The sequence below is a fragment of the Skermanella aerolata KACC 11604 genome (assembly GCF_000936425.1).
Taxonomy (GTDB): Bacteria; Pseudomonadota; Alphaproteobacteria; order Azospirillales; family Azospirillaceae; genus Skermanella; species Skermanella aerolata.
Genome location: NZ_AVFK01000043.1, coordinates 38,800 through 52,047, shown reverse-complemented (window position 1 = coordinate 52,047; position 13,248 = coordinate 38,800). Strand labels below are relative to the sequence as shown.

Below are 13,248 nucleotides of genomic sequence, written 5' to 3'. Positions count from 1 at the left end.
CCCTGGTTCGGACGCTGGAGCGCTCTTTCCTCGCAACCCGGAAACAGCTAGACCAGACGTGCCGGCAGGATCCGGCCTATCCGCGCGGTGACCCCGCCGCCGCCGATCTTGGCGACTTGGCTGAGGCAGTCCGGAATGGTTCATGAACTGGGCAGCACTCTGCGGCACCTGGGGAAAGGCTGACTTCAGCGCCTGCGCATGCCCTGGCGGAGGATGCGCCTCACTTCCTCCTCCGCCCGCTGAGGCGAGCGGAAGGTTCGGCGGTCCAGACCCGCAGTGCGGGATTCCGCCGCAAAGAACCGGTATTCCCCGCCGTTCTCCCGCAGCAGGATACCGGCCGCACTTCCATCGACCTCCAGAATGCACCGATCCTGGCCGTCGTGATCCCGATCCATGTCTCTCTCCTTCTATTCCGTCGGTGCGCGCTGCAGCCGGATCAGCCTGTTGTTTTGCTCCAGTACGGGGACGCACCGTAGCGGCGGCATCCTTAACAAGGACAAAAACAAGGACGAAGCACCGGCATAATCGAGGATGGAGGTCCGTCCGGAACACCCGGCCGATCGCAGGCGGGTTCATCACCGAAGCGATAGTCAACCCCATTCCCGGGCCGACCAGGTAGATAAGAGTGAGGTAAAGTTCAGCCGTTCCACAAAGTCATTGATGATGCTCGACTGGATGGATCAGGCATGACTGGCGCTGTCCGCCATTACCGTAACAGTCGGCGTGCTGACCGCCTCGGCAACCGAGCCGCTGCGTTTCCTGATCGCGCGCCGACTGCGGGCCCTACGCCCCGCAGTCTGTACCGGATGATCGCCATCAGCGGGAGCGCCTGGTGATGAGCGACGGAAAGATTGTCGATCCGGTCCAGGTTCGGGCGCTGCGCCGGCACGAGGCGGCAGTATTGGACATCCAGACTGCCCTCGGTGTTCTGCACGAGGGTAGTACCTCTCTGCACCAGCAGGCGGAAGTAATCGTCGCCGGTCTGACGCGGGTCACCGAGACCATGCACGGGCTTGTCGCCGAGTCCGATGACACGCTGCGGTTCTGCCGTGACTGCCAGCAAGCGTGGAAGGAGACCGACCTCGACGCGCTGATCCGCAACCGCGACCGTCTGGTGCTCGAGCTGGCGGAGAAGAAGCGATCGAGTCCGGCATCCGATTGGAACACCAGTCCAGGCTCCAGGTTTTCTGAACTGTTGCCCTCGATTACCCGGTGAAGTCCTACTCCATCGCGGGCACAAGGGTTTGGAGTCGCCGTGCCCATCGGGTTAACCGCCGTTAAGAGCGTCCTTGATCGCCTTGGCAGCCGAGAACCTGGTTCCCCGGGACGCCGCGATTGTGATCGTCTCGCCGGTCTGCGGATTGCGCCCCTGCCGCTCGCTTCGTTCGGCAACGGCAAAGGTGCCGAAGCCGGCGATGCGGACCTCATCACCCCGCTTCAGGGCATCGGCCACAACGCCGATCAGGGCATTCAATGTCTTGCCGGCTGTGGCCCGGCTCAGATCCGCCCGTTCGGCCAGTGCATTGATCAGTTCCGCCTGGGTCATGCTGCTTCCCCCTCCTGTCACGACTGCCGACACCGGCAGCCCCTGTCCTGAGTGCCAGTCAGCTGGCGGAGGTGCAAGCAAAACGAGATTCCCAATGCGGATTGCTGATCCCGGTGGATTGTTCGGAGCAACCGCCAAGCAAGCACCCTCTGCCAGATTGGTCCAGACACTCCAGCCCGGTCATATGGATCATAGTGGCTTTGGCGAACCGTCCAGCCCAACTGTAAAACAGCCGGCTGGCACGGTCAGCCTGATTGTCGGGCTTCCGGTTCGATCGAGAGCCAGCTCGGCGCCGATCTGCTCGGCCAGCACGTCGACGATGTCGCTCGGATGGAGCAGGTTGGTAGCTGGTTGCCCGTTTTCCCCAGCTGCGGTGATGCTGACGGCAAGCTCAACGATGCCGGCATCCTGATGGTGCCTGAGCACAACCCTGATCAGGCACTGGTCCGCCGCGGCGCTGCCGCTGACCTGGCGGAAGCATCCGGCGATCAGCTCGTTGGCGATCAGACCCAGGGGTGCCGCTGCCTCGATGTCGCACAGCAGCGATTCGGCCTCGACCGCCACCGCGATGCGCTCCTCAAACAAGGCTGCCAGCGCGGCGCAGGTTTCCCGCAGGTGGCGGCCGAAGTCGATCGCCGTCCACCGGCCGAAACTCTCCAGCTGCTCATGGATGCCGCCCAGCACCCGAACGCGCTGGGTGATCAGGCTGAACTGCCGGCGCAGGGACGGATCGGCACGCCTGGCTTCCAGGTTGAGAAGGCCGATGACGGTCTGGAGATTGTTGCGCACCCGGTGATGAAGCTCGTAGATCAGCTGCTCGCGTTCCTCCAATCTCTCCTCCAGCGCCGCATGGGCCTGGCGCAGGCGTCGCTCGCCCTCGACCTGCTCGGTGACGTCGTGCTGGTAGCCGACGAAGTAGGCCGGCCTGCCGACCCCGTCGAGGATCGGGCTGATGTGCAGCTGGTTCCAGAAGGTCGAGCCATCCCGGCGGTAGTTCAGCAGCCTGGCGCTGACCGGTCTCACCTCCTCGATCGCGAGGCGCACCTGGTGGCTGAGCTGCCGGTCCGTTTGCGGTCCGCCAAGAAAGCGGCAGTTGCGTCCCAGGATCTCGTCACGGCTGTAGCCGGTCAGCCGCAGGAAGGCGTCGTTGGCGAAGACGATCGGATTGTCGGGCAGCTGAGGATTGGTCAGCACCGTCGGTGTGTGCGATGCCTGAACCACCGCGACAAAGGGCCAGCTTTCCAGGCTGGGCTGGTCCTGGACAATGCTGCGGCTTGAGGGTTCATTGTCACGAGTGGGCACGTTGAACCAGTTGCACTGTTGCTGCGGTCATAAGTAGCAACAGCAGATCACCAAAGTCCGTGCCGTTCCGCATTGAAAAATTATCACGATCAGATGATTGCAAACACCTGCCAGATTTCCGCTCATGGGTTTCTATGGATATCTTGCGGAATTTTGGTGAAGAGAGATAACCCAGCGACATACACGGCGCATGGTAAATCTTTACTGGCCGGGGACTGCGGGAGGGTTTCCTGCGTGCCGGAGGACGACAGCTCGATTGTGGGTGCGGCAGGCACTGCTGGTTCTGCACCATTGCTTGAAGGTTCGTTCCTGACCAAGGCTGTCGAGCGGGCGCGGGTCGGCATTGCGCTGCTGCAGGAGCGGGACCATCGGTTCATCCACGCCAACCGGGTCTGTCGGCACCTGCTGCGACGCAATAACTCCCACATCGGGCAGCCGGCCGCAACCGTGTTCCCGGAGTTCGCTATCGCGGGGCTTCGGCACCTGCCTGATCCTGGGCCTGGTCCGTCAGCTCGGCGTTGAGCTGCGCACTAAAAATTCCGCTCCCGGCGCCCGCTGGACGTGAAAACCGCGCGGTGCTGATAAACCAGGTGCTGTGTGAACTCTATGCAGTTTTGATTGCCGGCCACCTTGCTAGTGTTTTGACCGAAACAGAGGATTCCCTGTTGGTAGGATCTGTGCGAGTCTGGGTGGATGAGAACGGGAATTACCGTCGAGCTTTCACCTGAGGATCGGGCACGGCTGGACAAAGTGATAGCGGATCGGAATACGCCGCAAAAGCATGTCCGGCGGGCGCAGATCGTGGTGCTTACGGCGGATGGTGTTGGCACCATGGAGATCATGGAGCGAACCGGGCAGTCGAAGCCGACGGTGTGGCGCTGGCAGGCTCGGTTCGCCGAAGCCGGGGTTGACGGCTTGCTGCGCGACAAGACGCGGCCGCCGGGCAAGAAGCCGCTGTCGGAGGCGACGGTGCGGCAGGTCGTGACCAAGACGACGACCGAACGGCCGGCGGATGCGACGCACTGGAGCGCCCGCGCCATGGCCAAGGCTGTGGGGATCGCGGTCAGCAGCGTGCAGAAGATCTGGCGGGCTCATGGGCTGAAGCCGCATCAGGTGCGCACCTTCAAGCTGTCCAACGATCCCGACTTCGAGGCCAAGCTGGTCGATGTCGTCGGCCTCTACCTCGATCCGCCGGACCGCGCGCTGGTGCTCTCGGTGGACGAGAAGAGCCAGATCCAGGCGCTCGACCGCACCCAGCCGGGGCTGCCGCTCAAGAAGGGCCGGGCCGGCACCCTGACCCACGACTACAAGCGCCACGGCACCACGACGCTGTTCGCCGCCCTCAACCTGCTGGACGGGAGCGTGATCGGGCGCTGCATGGACAAACACCGGCATCAGGAGTTCATCAAGTTCCTCGGTACGATCGATGCCAATACGCCGGCCGATCTCGACCTCCATCTGATCGTTGACAACTATGGCACTCACAAGCATGCCAATGTCATGGCCTGGCTGGAACAGCATCCACGCTTCCATCTGCACTTCACCCCGACTGCGTCGTCCTGGCTGAACATGGTCGAGCGCTTCTTCGCCGAGATCACGCGCAAGCGCATTCGGCGCGGCGTCTTTAAAAGCCTCACCGACCTGGAAATCGCGATCTACAAATACCTCGCCGAACACAACGAACATCCCAAGCCCTTCGTCTGGACCGCAACGACCAACGACATTCTCGCAAAGGTCGATAAAGCTCGCGATGCCCTCAAGGCTGTCGTCGGTATCAAGCGTTAGAGTCGGAACACTAGGGAAAAGGCACGCTGCACCGCAACTGCAGTGCCAAGCGCTTAATTGTGCGAGAATGTTGAGAAAATACAGGGTGATCACATCCAGATGACCGCGCCCGACAGGTAAATCGCTGCTCCAGGACAGATAATCATATGTTACCGTTAAATTACACACGGAACCATAATGGGTATAACCACTGAGTAGTTATTATTCACTTCAGTCATTGCCATAAATGGGCTCACCACTTCCTGATCTTTGCTGAAACGTTGTTTTGAGGACGGAGAGAATTCCATTTACCGCAGCAAAGATCAGGAACTTTGTGCAACGCACCTCGTTTGCTGCATGTGCGAGATCAATCCCGGAAGTTCGGGACACCACTCAACCACCGCAAGGACACTGGACATGACCACCGCCATCATCGGGCTGTTTGAGACCGGCGACATCGCCGGCAAGGTACTCGGCGAGCTGACCGGAGCCGGCGTCAGGAAGAACGCGATCGAGATCCTCCAGGATGTTGCGGCGTCCAGGATCTCCGGCCGCCTGGTCGAAGTCGGCTACGACAAGGACAAGGCCGGACGTTACGGCCAGGCGATGCAGCGGGGCGGCGCCCTGGTCGTCGCCGAAGTCGCCGATGACAAGGCCGACGAGGCGCTGAGCCTCATGCGCCGCTTCGAAGTTCTGACCCCCGAAGCACTGCTGGAAAAGGTCGGCAACGGTGCACCGGAAGAGACTGAGACGGCGCAGGTGATCGAGGAGGAACTGGAGGTCGGCGTTGCCCGCACCACCGGCGGCAAGCGCCTGAAGACAGAGGTCAGTGAGCAGGAGGTTCAGGAGACCGTCACCCTGCACGAGGAAACGGTTGAGGTCGAGCGCACCCGGGCCGACCGGGTCCTGAAGCCCGAGGAGGCCGACAAGGCGTTCCGGGAGACCACGGTCGAGATGACCGAGGTTTCCGAGAAGCCGGTCGTCTCCAAGCAGGCCCACGTCGTCGAGGAAGTCTCGCTGAGCAAGAACTCGGGCGAGCGCGAGGTCACTGTCAGCGACACCGTGCGCCGTCAGGATGTCACCGTCGAGGAGATCGACGGCAAATCCAGCACCGGCAAAAAGTCCTGAAGCCCGGCATTGACGGGAATTAACGACCAGTCCGGGTGACTGTCGCGCCTGATCGAAGATGCCAGGGGATCGGCACAGTAATCCGGATCGCGGACAGCGCCCGGATGGGCTTTTCTTTACGATGGAGAAATTGTTTATGGCTACCACCACGACCAGGTCCGAGACCCGCAAGGCGGTTCAGGATGCCAGCGATGTCCTGGAGAAGACTGGCGAAGCCGGCGCCGCTGCCGGCCGGAAGAGCGTTCGGGACGCCGCCGAAGCCGGCGGTGTGGCGGTCCGTCATTCCTCCGCATCCGCAGCCAACGGCGGCGACATCAGCCGCCGGACCGCGGATGCCGCCGAGCACAACCTGCAAGCGGCCGCCGGAGCCCTGCGCGGGACGATGGAGCGCCCGGTCGAAGCAGCCGGCGAGGTTGCCGGCGCGGTTCGGGAGATGACCGGGCGGGCGGTTGAGCAACTTGGCCAGGTGGCGGCGACGCAGGACCGGGCGGTCAGGGAGGTGGCCGGCCGTACCCAGGGGAACCTGGATGTCATGATGCGGACCGGTATTGCGCTGGCCGGCGGGTTCCAGGCGGTCATGCGGGAATGGGCCGACACCACGCGGAACGTCATGCAGTGCAATGCCAGCGGCCTGAACGGCATCCTGCATGCCCGCACCCCGCAGGATCTGATCGCGGCGCAGACCGAGCTGCTCAGCGCCGAAGTCAAGGTCCTGCTGAACGGCAGCGTCAGGATTGCCGAGGCGAGTGCCCGAGCAGCCCGGAAAGCGGCGGAAAGCCTGGACAACCAGACGCGGCAGCGATACTCCTGAGGCGTAGCCCCGGCAGCGGACGGCGCCAAATGGCATGAGTATCAGCGATGGTATCTCCGGCAGCCAGGCGGAGGCGCCAGTTCGCGAAGCCGTTCAGCGATACTCGCCCACAGGATTCATCTTCCTGTTCGGCATCCTGTCGGACGGCACTCTGACAGGAGACACCAGGCAGGCACCCGAAGCGGATTCCTCCGCACCGGGTGTGGCCTTGCGCGTTGATGCTGCGGTCCGTCATCGCAGCTCAGCGTGCCGGCTCACTGGTCAGCGCGAGCACTGCCGCTGCGGTTGGAACAGCCTGTCCGGATCGTTGATCCAGATGGCCGGAATGGCGTGGGCCTCGGCATGGCGGAATGCTTCCGCGAAGGCCTGCGTCACCGGAGCCTTGCTGGAGCTGAAAGTATGTAACTATAGATTGTTCCGCCGTCCCGCAGGGTGCGATAGACTGTCAGGATGAGGAAGGGATCAGTGCCCGGTTCGGCCCGGTTGGGGGTGATCCCGATCATGGTTCCGGCCTCTGCCACATATATCATTGATTTATACCGTGTGTGGTTCCAACGGCCCAGCTGTCACAGTATCGGTTCTGAGTTCAATACTGGAATGTTCCAAGTCACAATCATTCGTGCTAATTATTACGCAAACGCATTCAGCGGCTCACAACAGGCTTGTACTTCCGGGTACAGGCGAAAGCGGCTTTTCCCTGTCCCGAAATCGTTTGTACGATGAGCCATGGCTGCGTTGCTGAAAGTTCTGCCGACTCCCTGCCTCGCCCTTCCACCGCGCCCATTCCGGCAGGTTTGCCGGGACGTGCGCGGCTGGACCCGCATCACCGACGCTCCGTGCGACACCTGCAGGCTCCTGGTTCTATGCCGGCCGGACCAGCCCAAGGATGATGCCACCTGTCGGGATGCCAATCACCCGGCGGCCGATCTCTCCCGCTCTCCGTTTTCCGCGGAAACAGGAAATGCGCCCTGGTCCGGGGGCGGAGACTCCAAAGATCAGGTTCGGTGGGAAAAGGCGATCGAGTAAAAAGAACCGCGATATGATCCTGGGCTGCCAGTTACCGACGCTTTGGAGGTCTCACCGATGACGCGGCACCACCGGCCCTTCAAGCCGTCGACCGACCGGTCCCGAATCCCGCTCAAACTACGGCAGCCGGACTCAAGCTCCATCAGCAGCGGCCCGATGCCACTGGCTCGGGACTTCGACCGGGTAAGGGCGCTGCTCGACCGGAGCGCCAGGGAGTTGACACGGCTTCAGAGCAGACTCGAACAGCACGATGCGGTTGCCGGAATGGCCTGCTGGCCGTTGGACACAAATGCCGAAGCAGCACATCCGGTTGAAGGGCAAAGGGTCGGGGACCTCCAGGCTGTCGTTGAGGAATTGCGGATTTCCAACAGCGAGCTGGTTCGGGCGAATGCTGAGCTGGAACGCCGGGTGGCCGAGCGCAGCGCCGCGATCGAGGAGAGCGAGCGCCAGCTGTCGCTGGCCCAGCTGTATGCCGGGGCCGGCACCTGGGACTGGCGGATCGACACCGATCGGGTCCACTGGTCCGACAGCTGCCGTGACCTGTACGGTCACGATCCCAACAGCACCAGCACGTGCCGCGCCGACTGGATCGCCAGCCTCCACCCGGCCGACCGTGGGATGGCTGACCGGGCCATCCAGGACTGCCTGACACGTGGCGGGACCCATTTGCACGTCCTGTACCGGATCACCCACCCGGACAAGGGACTTCGCTGGCTGGAGGGGCGCGGCCACGTCACCTATGACGAGGCGGGCCGGCCGCTCCGGGCAACCGGTCTCGCCATCGACGTGACCGAGCGCCGGCTTGCCGAGGAAGCGGTGCGCGAGAACGAGGGCCGGCTGGCGGCGATCTTCGCCCAGGCCGAGGTCGGGCTGTCCGAGATCGGGCTCGATGGCCGCTTCAGACGGGTCAACGACCGGCTCTGCGCCCTGCTGGGACGATCGCGCGACGACCTGCTCGGGCTCGGTGTCCAGGATGTTACCCATCCCGACGATCTCGCCCGCAATCTGCCGCTGTTCGCCAGCCTGGTCGAGGTCGGCGACGTGTTCAGCATCGAGAAGCGCTACCTGCGTCCCGACGGCACGCACTTCTGGGCGGTCAGCAGCGTCAGCCGGATCCTGGGTGCCGGCGGCGAACCGCTCGGCGTCATTGCCGTAACGGTCGATCTCACGGAGCGCCGGGATGCCGAGGACAGGCTGCGCGCCGCGCACGACGAGGCGGTCCGGGCGCGGGCCGGGGCCGAGGAGGCCAACCGGGCGAAGTCCCGCTTCCTGGCTGCGGCCAGCCACGACCTGCGCCAGCCGGTCACGGCGGCCAACCTGTTTATCAACCTGCTGCGCCGGCGTCCACTCGGTCCGGCGGAGATCGCGCTGGTCGAGCCGCTGGCGAGCAGTCTCGGCAATCTGACCGGGATGCTCAACGGCCTGCTGCAGGTGGCCCGGCTGGAGGCCGGCATTCTCAGCGCCGAACCGCGGGACTTCCCGCTCGACGAGCTGCTTCAGCGCCTGTTCGACGAGTTCCGGGAAGCGGCACGGCTGACCGGCCTGTGCCTGCAGGTGCCGCCGGTGAGGCTGAATGTCCGGTCCGATCCCCTGCTGGTCGAGCTGATCCTGCGCAACCTGCTCTCCAACGCGCTCAAGTACACCCGGGCCGGCAGCGTCTCGGTGCTGGCTCGGGCGGGCGATGGTCACGTGGCCGTGGCGGTGACCGATACCGGGCCGGGCATCGCACCCGGGGACCTCGAGCGTATTTTCGAGGAGTACTACCAGGGCGCCGATGTCGCGCGCGATCATTCCCGCGGCTTCGGCATCGGTCTGGCCACGGCGCGGCGGGTGGCCGCCCTGCTCGGCACCCGGATTGAGGTCAGCTCAGAGCCCGGTCGCGGCTCGACGTTCTCGCTGTGCCTGCCGTTGGGCGCCATTCCGGATGCGGCCAGTCCCGCGACCGTCCTGGATACCGCTCCCGATCTCCTGGCCGGCTGCTCGGCTCTGGTGATCGATGACGAACCGCTGGTTCTGCAGGCGATCGAGCTGATGCTGGCGTCGTGGGGAGTACGGGTGCAGGTCGCCCGCACCCTGGAACAGGTCGGGGCGGTGCTGGCCGGCCTCGACCATCCGCTCGACATCGTGGTTGCCGACTACTCGCTCGGGCATGGGCAGTGCGGTACCGACGCGGTGGCTGCCGCGCGTCGCCGGGGTGCCTGGGCCGCGGTGCTGCTGACCGGCGACACATCGCCCGAGCGTCTGGCCGAGGCCAGGCGGAGCGGTTGCCACCTGCTGCACAAACCGGTGACGGCCGAGGTTTTGGAAACGCTGCTGAGGACAGTCTGCCGGGAACGCCGGGAGGTTTCGTCGAGCTGATCGGCTGGTGGTTAATCCGGCATTATGAACCTGTCGTTAGTCCGGAACTGGTCAATTCGGGCTGCAGGGTGATGATCAGTCCGGTATACGTGAGTTCGGCAACCCGGCACTTCAGCCACGGCGAGCTGATGGGCCTTCTGGATGTCAGTCGGCGGAACAACGGGGCGGCCGGTACCGCCGGCCTGCTGCTCCACAGCGCGGGCAATTTCGGCATTATGGTGCTGTTGCCAAAGGCAACCAGTTTCGCTTGTTGATCTAATTCCGGTAGGATTTCCTCATCTTAAAGTAATCATGAGAAGACCGTGAGATCGAAGATTGCGTTATCGGCACCCGAAGCAGGAGCGGCGATTGGTCAAGCGGACTCCGTGGTTGCCGCTTTACTGGAGAAGCGCAGTGCTCTTGCTGCCGATCTGGCGGTTGCAGAGGACACGGTAACCTGCCTGCGCCGTCAGATCATGGCCCTGTCCGAGACCTTGAAGACGTTCGGGCATCTGAACCCGAGCGCGACAGGGTGCCGGCGGCGGTCAGGCATAAACGCTCCAGGGAGGGCTTCCGCAAAGGCGAGTTGACCCGCCGGGTGCTGGAGAAGATCCGCGATGCGGCGGAACCGGTCAGGTCCCTCGACGTGGCGCGGGCCATCATGGTCGAGTGCCTGATGGATTAGGGCGACCGGAAGCTCGCCGTCGCCTTCCAGCACAAGGTCCACAACGCCATCCGCCGGCAGTGGCAGCGCGGCATTGTGGAGCGGGTCGGCGCCGGGGACGGCTGGAACGCCCGGTGGAAAGTGGCCGGCTGGTGATCAGGCCGCGTGCTGCCAGCGCCGCCAGTAGCCCCGCCAGTCCACTGAATGGCCGCGGCCCAGAGTCAGGGACACCACTTCGCTGGTCAGCCGGCTGTTGTCAGTCGCCCGCCTGTCCTCGCGCCAGCTCATTTCCGCGGCGTAGCGCCGGAGGTAAAGGCCGGCGATGTGGTGATGGATCCCGACCTCGGCCCGGCGCATCCGGCTGAAGAAACTTTCGGCCTGGTTGGTGCAGGCGCCGTCCCTGGAGTAGGCTTCCTCGTGGTTGATCCGGGCCATGACGTAGCGGGCATGCAATTCGTCGAAGGCGGCACCCTCATCGGCATGGATCACGCCGCCGCGTTCGACCTTGCGCCGCACGAAGGCCGAAGCCGCTGTCTCGCTCGCGATGACGGCCGTCACTGTCCCGCCGGCGCGCTGGCGTACCACGACGACGCACTGACGCCTGCCGGTCCGGTTCTCCGTCAGCCGCAGATCGCGGCGGTTCTCCTGATGGTTGGCCGGCTTGCCGTAGCCTCCGAAGTAGGCGGTGTCAGTCTCGCACTCGGTTCCCTCACCGCCCAGGAGACGCCGGGCCTGCTCGGCCTCCAGGCATTCCCGAAGCTTGTGCAGCAGCACGAAGGCGACCTTGTAGTCGCAGCCGACTTCGCGGGACAGCTGAAGAGCCGTCAGGCCCTTGACCGCATTGACGAACAGGAAGATCGCCAGCAGCAGATCGCCGAAGCTCATGTTTCGGTCGGCCAGGATCGTTCCGGTGGTGACGCTGAACTCGTAGCCGCAGCTCTTGCAGATCCACCTGCGTCGTGACGACCGGACATAATGGAACATGCCCTGGCTTGGGGACAGACCGGATCGCCTCCAGTTACCGCCCAGCGGATCCTGCAGAAGGCTCGCCACGCCTGATCCTCACATGCGGAGCGTCGGCCAACCCCAACGATATCAATTGGGTACTGGTTTTCAGGGTACCTGGGGCAAAAGTTCGGGCGCTCAGGCAGTCGCTGAGCGGAGCCTGACGAGGTCTGGCAGGTAAGGGGCATTGGCCTTGGCGACCCCGAGGCGGTGTCCGAGGAAGTCCCAGAACGAGACGCCCAGTTTGGCACAGGTCAGCAGCAGGCCGAGGAAAGCGTCGCGGCAGTCTCGGCCCTGATCGGAGCGGGTCCCGCCGGAGATCTTGCGCTTGATCACGTGCGGCCGCAGATCGCGCTCGGAGCCGTTGGTGTGCAGCGGCACCTGCGGACGATCCAGCACCCTCAGCAACTTGTCCTTGTTGGCGTATAGCCGTTACAGCAGCCGGTCGAGCGTGGCGAACCCGGTGCGACGACGGAAGATCCGGTCGAAGCGGGCGCGCAGTGCCGCCCGCCGACGTGGGTCAGGATCGCGGCGGTAGGCCTTGAGATCGGCGTAGAACCACCAGATCAGGGCGCGCAGGCGCTGCTGAGCGGCGTGTTGCTTGTCGGTGAAGGTGTCGAGCTTGTGGATCAGGCGCTCGGCATGGACCCAGCACAAGGCGCGGTCCTCGAGCGCGAACTGCCCGGCGTCGTCGGACCGAACCACGGTGTCGGGCAGCAGCCCATGGGCCTTGATCGCGCCCCACAATGCACCTTCGGTGGCGATGCGGACCGGGTCGGGATTGGTCTTCAAGTCGGTGATGACGGGACCGGCCAGGGCACGCTGGCGCATGTAGGCCAGCGCCTCGGCATTGATCACGTAATCGGCGTAGCCGGCCCGCAGCACCTCTAGGAAGTTCAGCCGGCTCTTCGAGTTGGTGGTCGTGAAGGCGGCGAAGTGATCGTTGCCGATCTGGGTGCAGTAGCCGTTCTGGTGCCGGTGGCGGGCGCCAGTATCATCCACACTGATCCAGGGGGCCGTTTCCAGCCCGGCCCGCAGCACGGCGCGGGCCTCATCGACGAAGGGACCGGTGTCCGCGTTCAGCAAACGGACGAGTTGACGCTTGGAGATCACAATGCCGATCGCCCGGAGTTGGCTCACCAGGCGCGCCATGGTGACCTGGCCCTGGTGGTATTGCAGCAGCACGAAGCGGCGCAGCTCCGGCCCAAAGTGGCCGGCAACTTCGGCCGGCATCGGCGCGAGAACCGTCTGCCCGTCGGGCGTGATCCAGCGCTCCCGGCGGATGCGCACGACATGCGGGCGCAGCACCAGATCCTGGACGACGAAATCCTCGTATCCCTTGAAGCGCGATCCGGCCGGCACGTCGGCCTTGATGACGCGCTCCTCGTGAATGACCAGTCGCTCGGTCTTGCGCTGCTTGGCGCCGCGCTTGCCGGCCTTATCCGTCGGCTCCGTCTTCTGCTCCATGCCGCTCAGCCGGAGCACCGGACGCCCCGTCACGCCCTTGAGCTTGGCAATTTCCGCACGCAGTTCCGCCACCGCCTGCTTCAACTCGGCGTTTTACGCCAGCAGGCGTTCGGTCAGGGCCTCAAGCTCGCCACGCGACAGCCCGCAAAGGGGAATTTTCTCTGGAACCGACATGCCAGGAACAAATCGGGTCCGCAA

At 64.2% G+C, this 13,248-nt stretch carries 11 protein-coding genes and 2 pseudogenes; 7 read left to right on the top strand and 6 right to left on the bottom strand.

Annotated features, from left to right (window positions below; all coding sequences use genetic code 11):
- Window positions 1-185: 185 nt before the first annotated feature.
- A complete protein-coding gene (locus tag N826_RS31855) occupies window positions 186-395 on the bottom strand; it encodes a hypothetical protein (RefSeq protein WP_044435704.1) in 210 nt (69 codons plus the stop codon).
- 440 nt (window positions 396-835) lie between these two features.
- Between N826_RS31855 and N826_RS31850 the strand changes: the two genes are divergently transcribed.
- Window positions 836-1,216, top strand: coding sequence for a hypothetical protein (locus tag N826_RS31850; protein WP_044435702.1), 381 nt, complete (start codon window positions 836-838; stop codon window positions 1,214-1,216).
- 51 nt (window positions 1,217-1,267) lie between these two features.
- Here the strand turns inward: N826_RS31850 and N826_RS31845 are convergent, their stop codons facing one another.
- Both N826_RS31845 and N826_RS31840 read right to left on the bottom strand, forming a co-directional pair.
- The gene (locus N826_RS31845) at window positions 1,268-1,546 is read right to left on the bottom strand and encodes an HU family DNA-binding protein (protein ID WP_044435700.1); all 279 of its coding nucleotides are present in this window, start codon (window positions 1,544-1,546) and stop codon (window positions 1,268-1,270) included.
- Window positions 1,547-1,735: 189 nt separating this feature from the next.
- Complete coding sequence (locus N826_RS31840) at window positions 1,736-2,848, bottom strand: PAS domain-containing protein (RefSeq protein ID WP_084721349.1); 1,113 nt, start codon at window positions 2,846-2,848, stop codon at window positions 1,736-1,738.
- Window positions 2,849-3,541: 693 nt separating this feature from the next.
- Between N826_RS31840 and N826_RS31835 the strand changes: the two genes are divergently transcribed.
- The 6 genes from N826_RS31835 (at window position 3,542) to N826_RS43555 (ending at window position 10,599) form a co-directional block, all read left to right on the top strand.
- Window positions 3,542-4,633 (top strand): IS630 family transposase, encoded by a 1,092-nt coding sequence (locus N826_RS31835; protein WP_044435698.1) that lies wholly within the window; start codon window positions 3,542-3,544, stop codon window positions 4,631-4,633.
- A gap of 396 nt (window positions 4,634-5,029) precedes the next feature.
- Entirely contained in the window at window positions 5,030-5,740 is a 711-nt protein-coding gene (locus N826_RS40755; RefSeq protein WP_052832409.1) for a YsnF/AvaK domain-containing protein, read from the top strand.
- A 136-nt stretch (window positions 5,741-5,876) separates the two neighbouring features.
- Entirely contained in the window at window positions 5,877-6,551 is a 675-nt protein-coding gene (locus tag N826_RS31825; RefSeq protein ID WP_044435696.1) for a phasin family protein, read from the top strand.
- Window positions 6,552-7,634: 1,083 nt separating this feature from the next.
- Complete coding sequence (locus N826_RS40750; RefSeq protein WP_052832406.1) at window positions 7,635-9,935, top strand: PAS domain-containing protein; 2,301 nt, start codon at window positions 7,635-7,637, stop codon at window positions 9,933-9,935.
- A gap of 71 nt (window positions 9,936-10,006) precedes the next feature.
- Window positions 10,007-10,189 carry a BLUF domain-containing protein gene (locus tag N826_RS31815; RefSeq protein ID WP_044435694.1) on the top strand — a complete coding sequence of 61 codons (183 nt, stop codon included), beginning with the start codon at window positions 10,007-10,009 and terminating at the stop codon, window positions 10,187-10,189.
- Window positions 10,190-10,446: 257 nt separating this feature from the next.
- Complete coding sequence (locus N826_RS43555) at window positions 10,447-10,599, top strand: hypothetical protein (protein ID WP_157599382.1); 153 nt, start codon at window positions 10,447-10,449, stop codon at window positions 10,597-10,599.
- Window positions 10,600-10,734: 135 nt separating this feature from the next.
- On the opposite strand, the pseudogene N826_RS31810 reads toward N826_RS43555, so the two are convergent.
- From N826_RS31810 to N826_RS31805, 3 genes and pseudogenes are all read right to left on the bottom strand, one after another.
- A pseudogene (locus N826_RS31810) lies at window positions 10,735-11,678 on the bottom strand (IS1595 family transposase).
- A gap of 43 nt (window positions 11,679-11,721) precedes the next feature.
- Window positions 11,722-12,000, bottom strand: a pseudogene (locus tag N826_RS44930) (IS66 family transposase); the annotation flags it as partial.
- A gap of 15 nt (window positions 12,001-12,015) precedes the next feature.
- The gene (locus N826_RS31805) at window positions 12,016-13,122 is read right to left on the bottom strand and encodes a hypothetical protein (RefSeq protein WP_211099434.1); all 1,107 of its coding nucleotides are present in this window, start codon (window positions 13,120-13,122) and stop codon (window positions 12,016-12,018) included.
- Window positions 13,123-13,248: the final 126 nt, after the last annotated feature.

Excerpts from the sequence above, each read along its gene's own strand:
- N826_RS31850 (WP_044435702.1), top strand. The coding sequence starts at position 836 with ATGAGCGACGGAAAGATTGTCGATCCGGTCCAGGTTCGGGCGCTGCGC.
- N826_RS31825 (WP_044435696.1), top strand. The coding sequence starts at position 5,877 with ATGGCTACCACCACGACCAGGTCCGAGACCCGCAAGGCGGTTCAGGAT.
- N826_RS40750 (WP_052832406.1), top strand. The coding sequence starts at position 7,635 with ATGACGCGGCACCACCGGCCCTTCAAGCCGTCGACCGACCGGTCCCGA.
- N826_RS31835 (WP_044435698.1), top strand. The coding sequence starts at position 3,542 with ATGAGAACGGGAATTACCGTCGAGCTTTCACCTGAGGATCGGGCACGG.
- N826_RS40755 (WP_052832409.1), top strand. The coding sequence starts at position 5,030 with ATGACCACCGCCATCATCGGGCTGTTTGAGACCGGCGACATCGCCGGC.
- N826_RS31815 (WP_044435694.1), top strand. The coding sequence starts at position 10,007 with ATGATCAGTCCGGTATACGTGAGTTCGGCAACCCGGCACTTCAGCCAC.
- N826_RS31845 (WP_044435700.1), bottom strand. The coding sequence starts at position 1,546 with ATGACCCAGGCGGAACTGATCAATGCACTGGCCGAACGGGCGGATCTG.
- N826_RS31855 (WP_044435704.1), bottom strand. The coding sequence starts at position 395 with ATGGATCGGGATCACGACGGCCAGGATCGGTGCATTCTGGAGGTCGAT.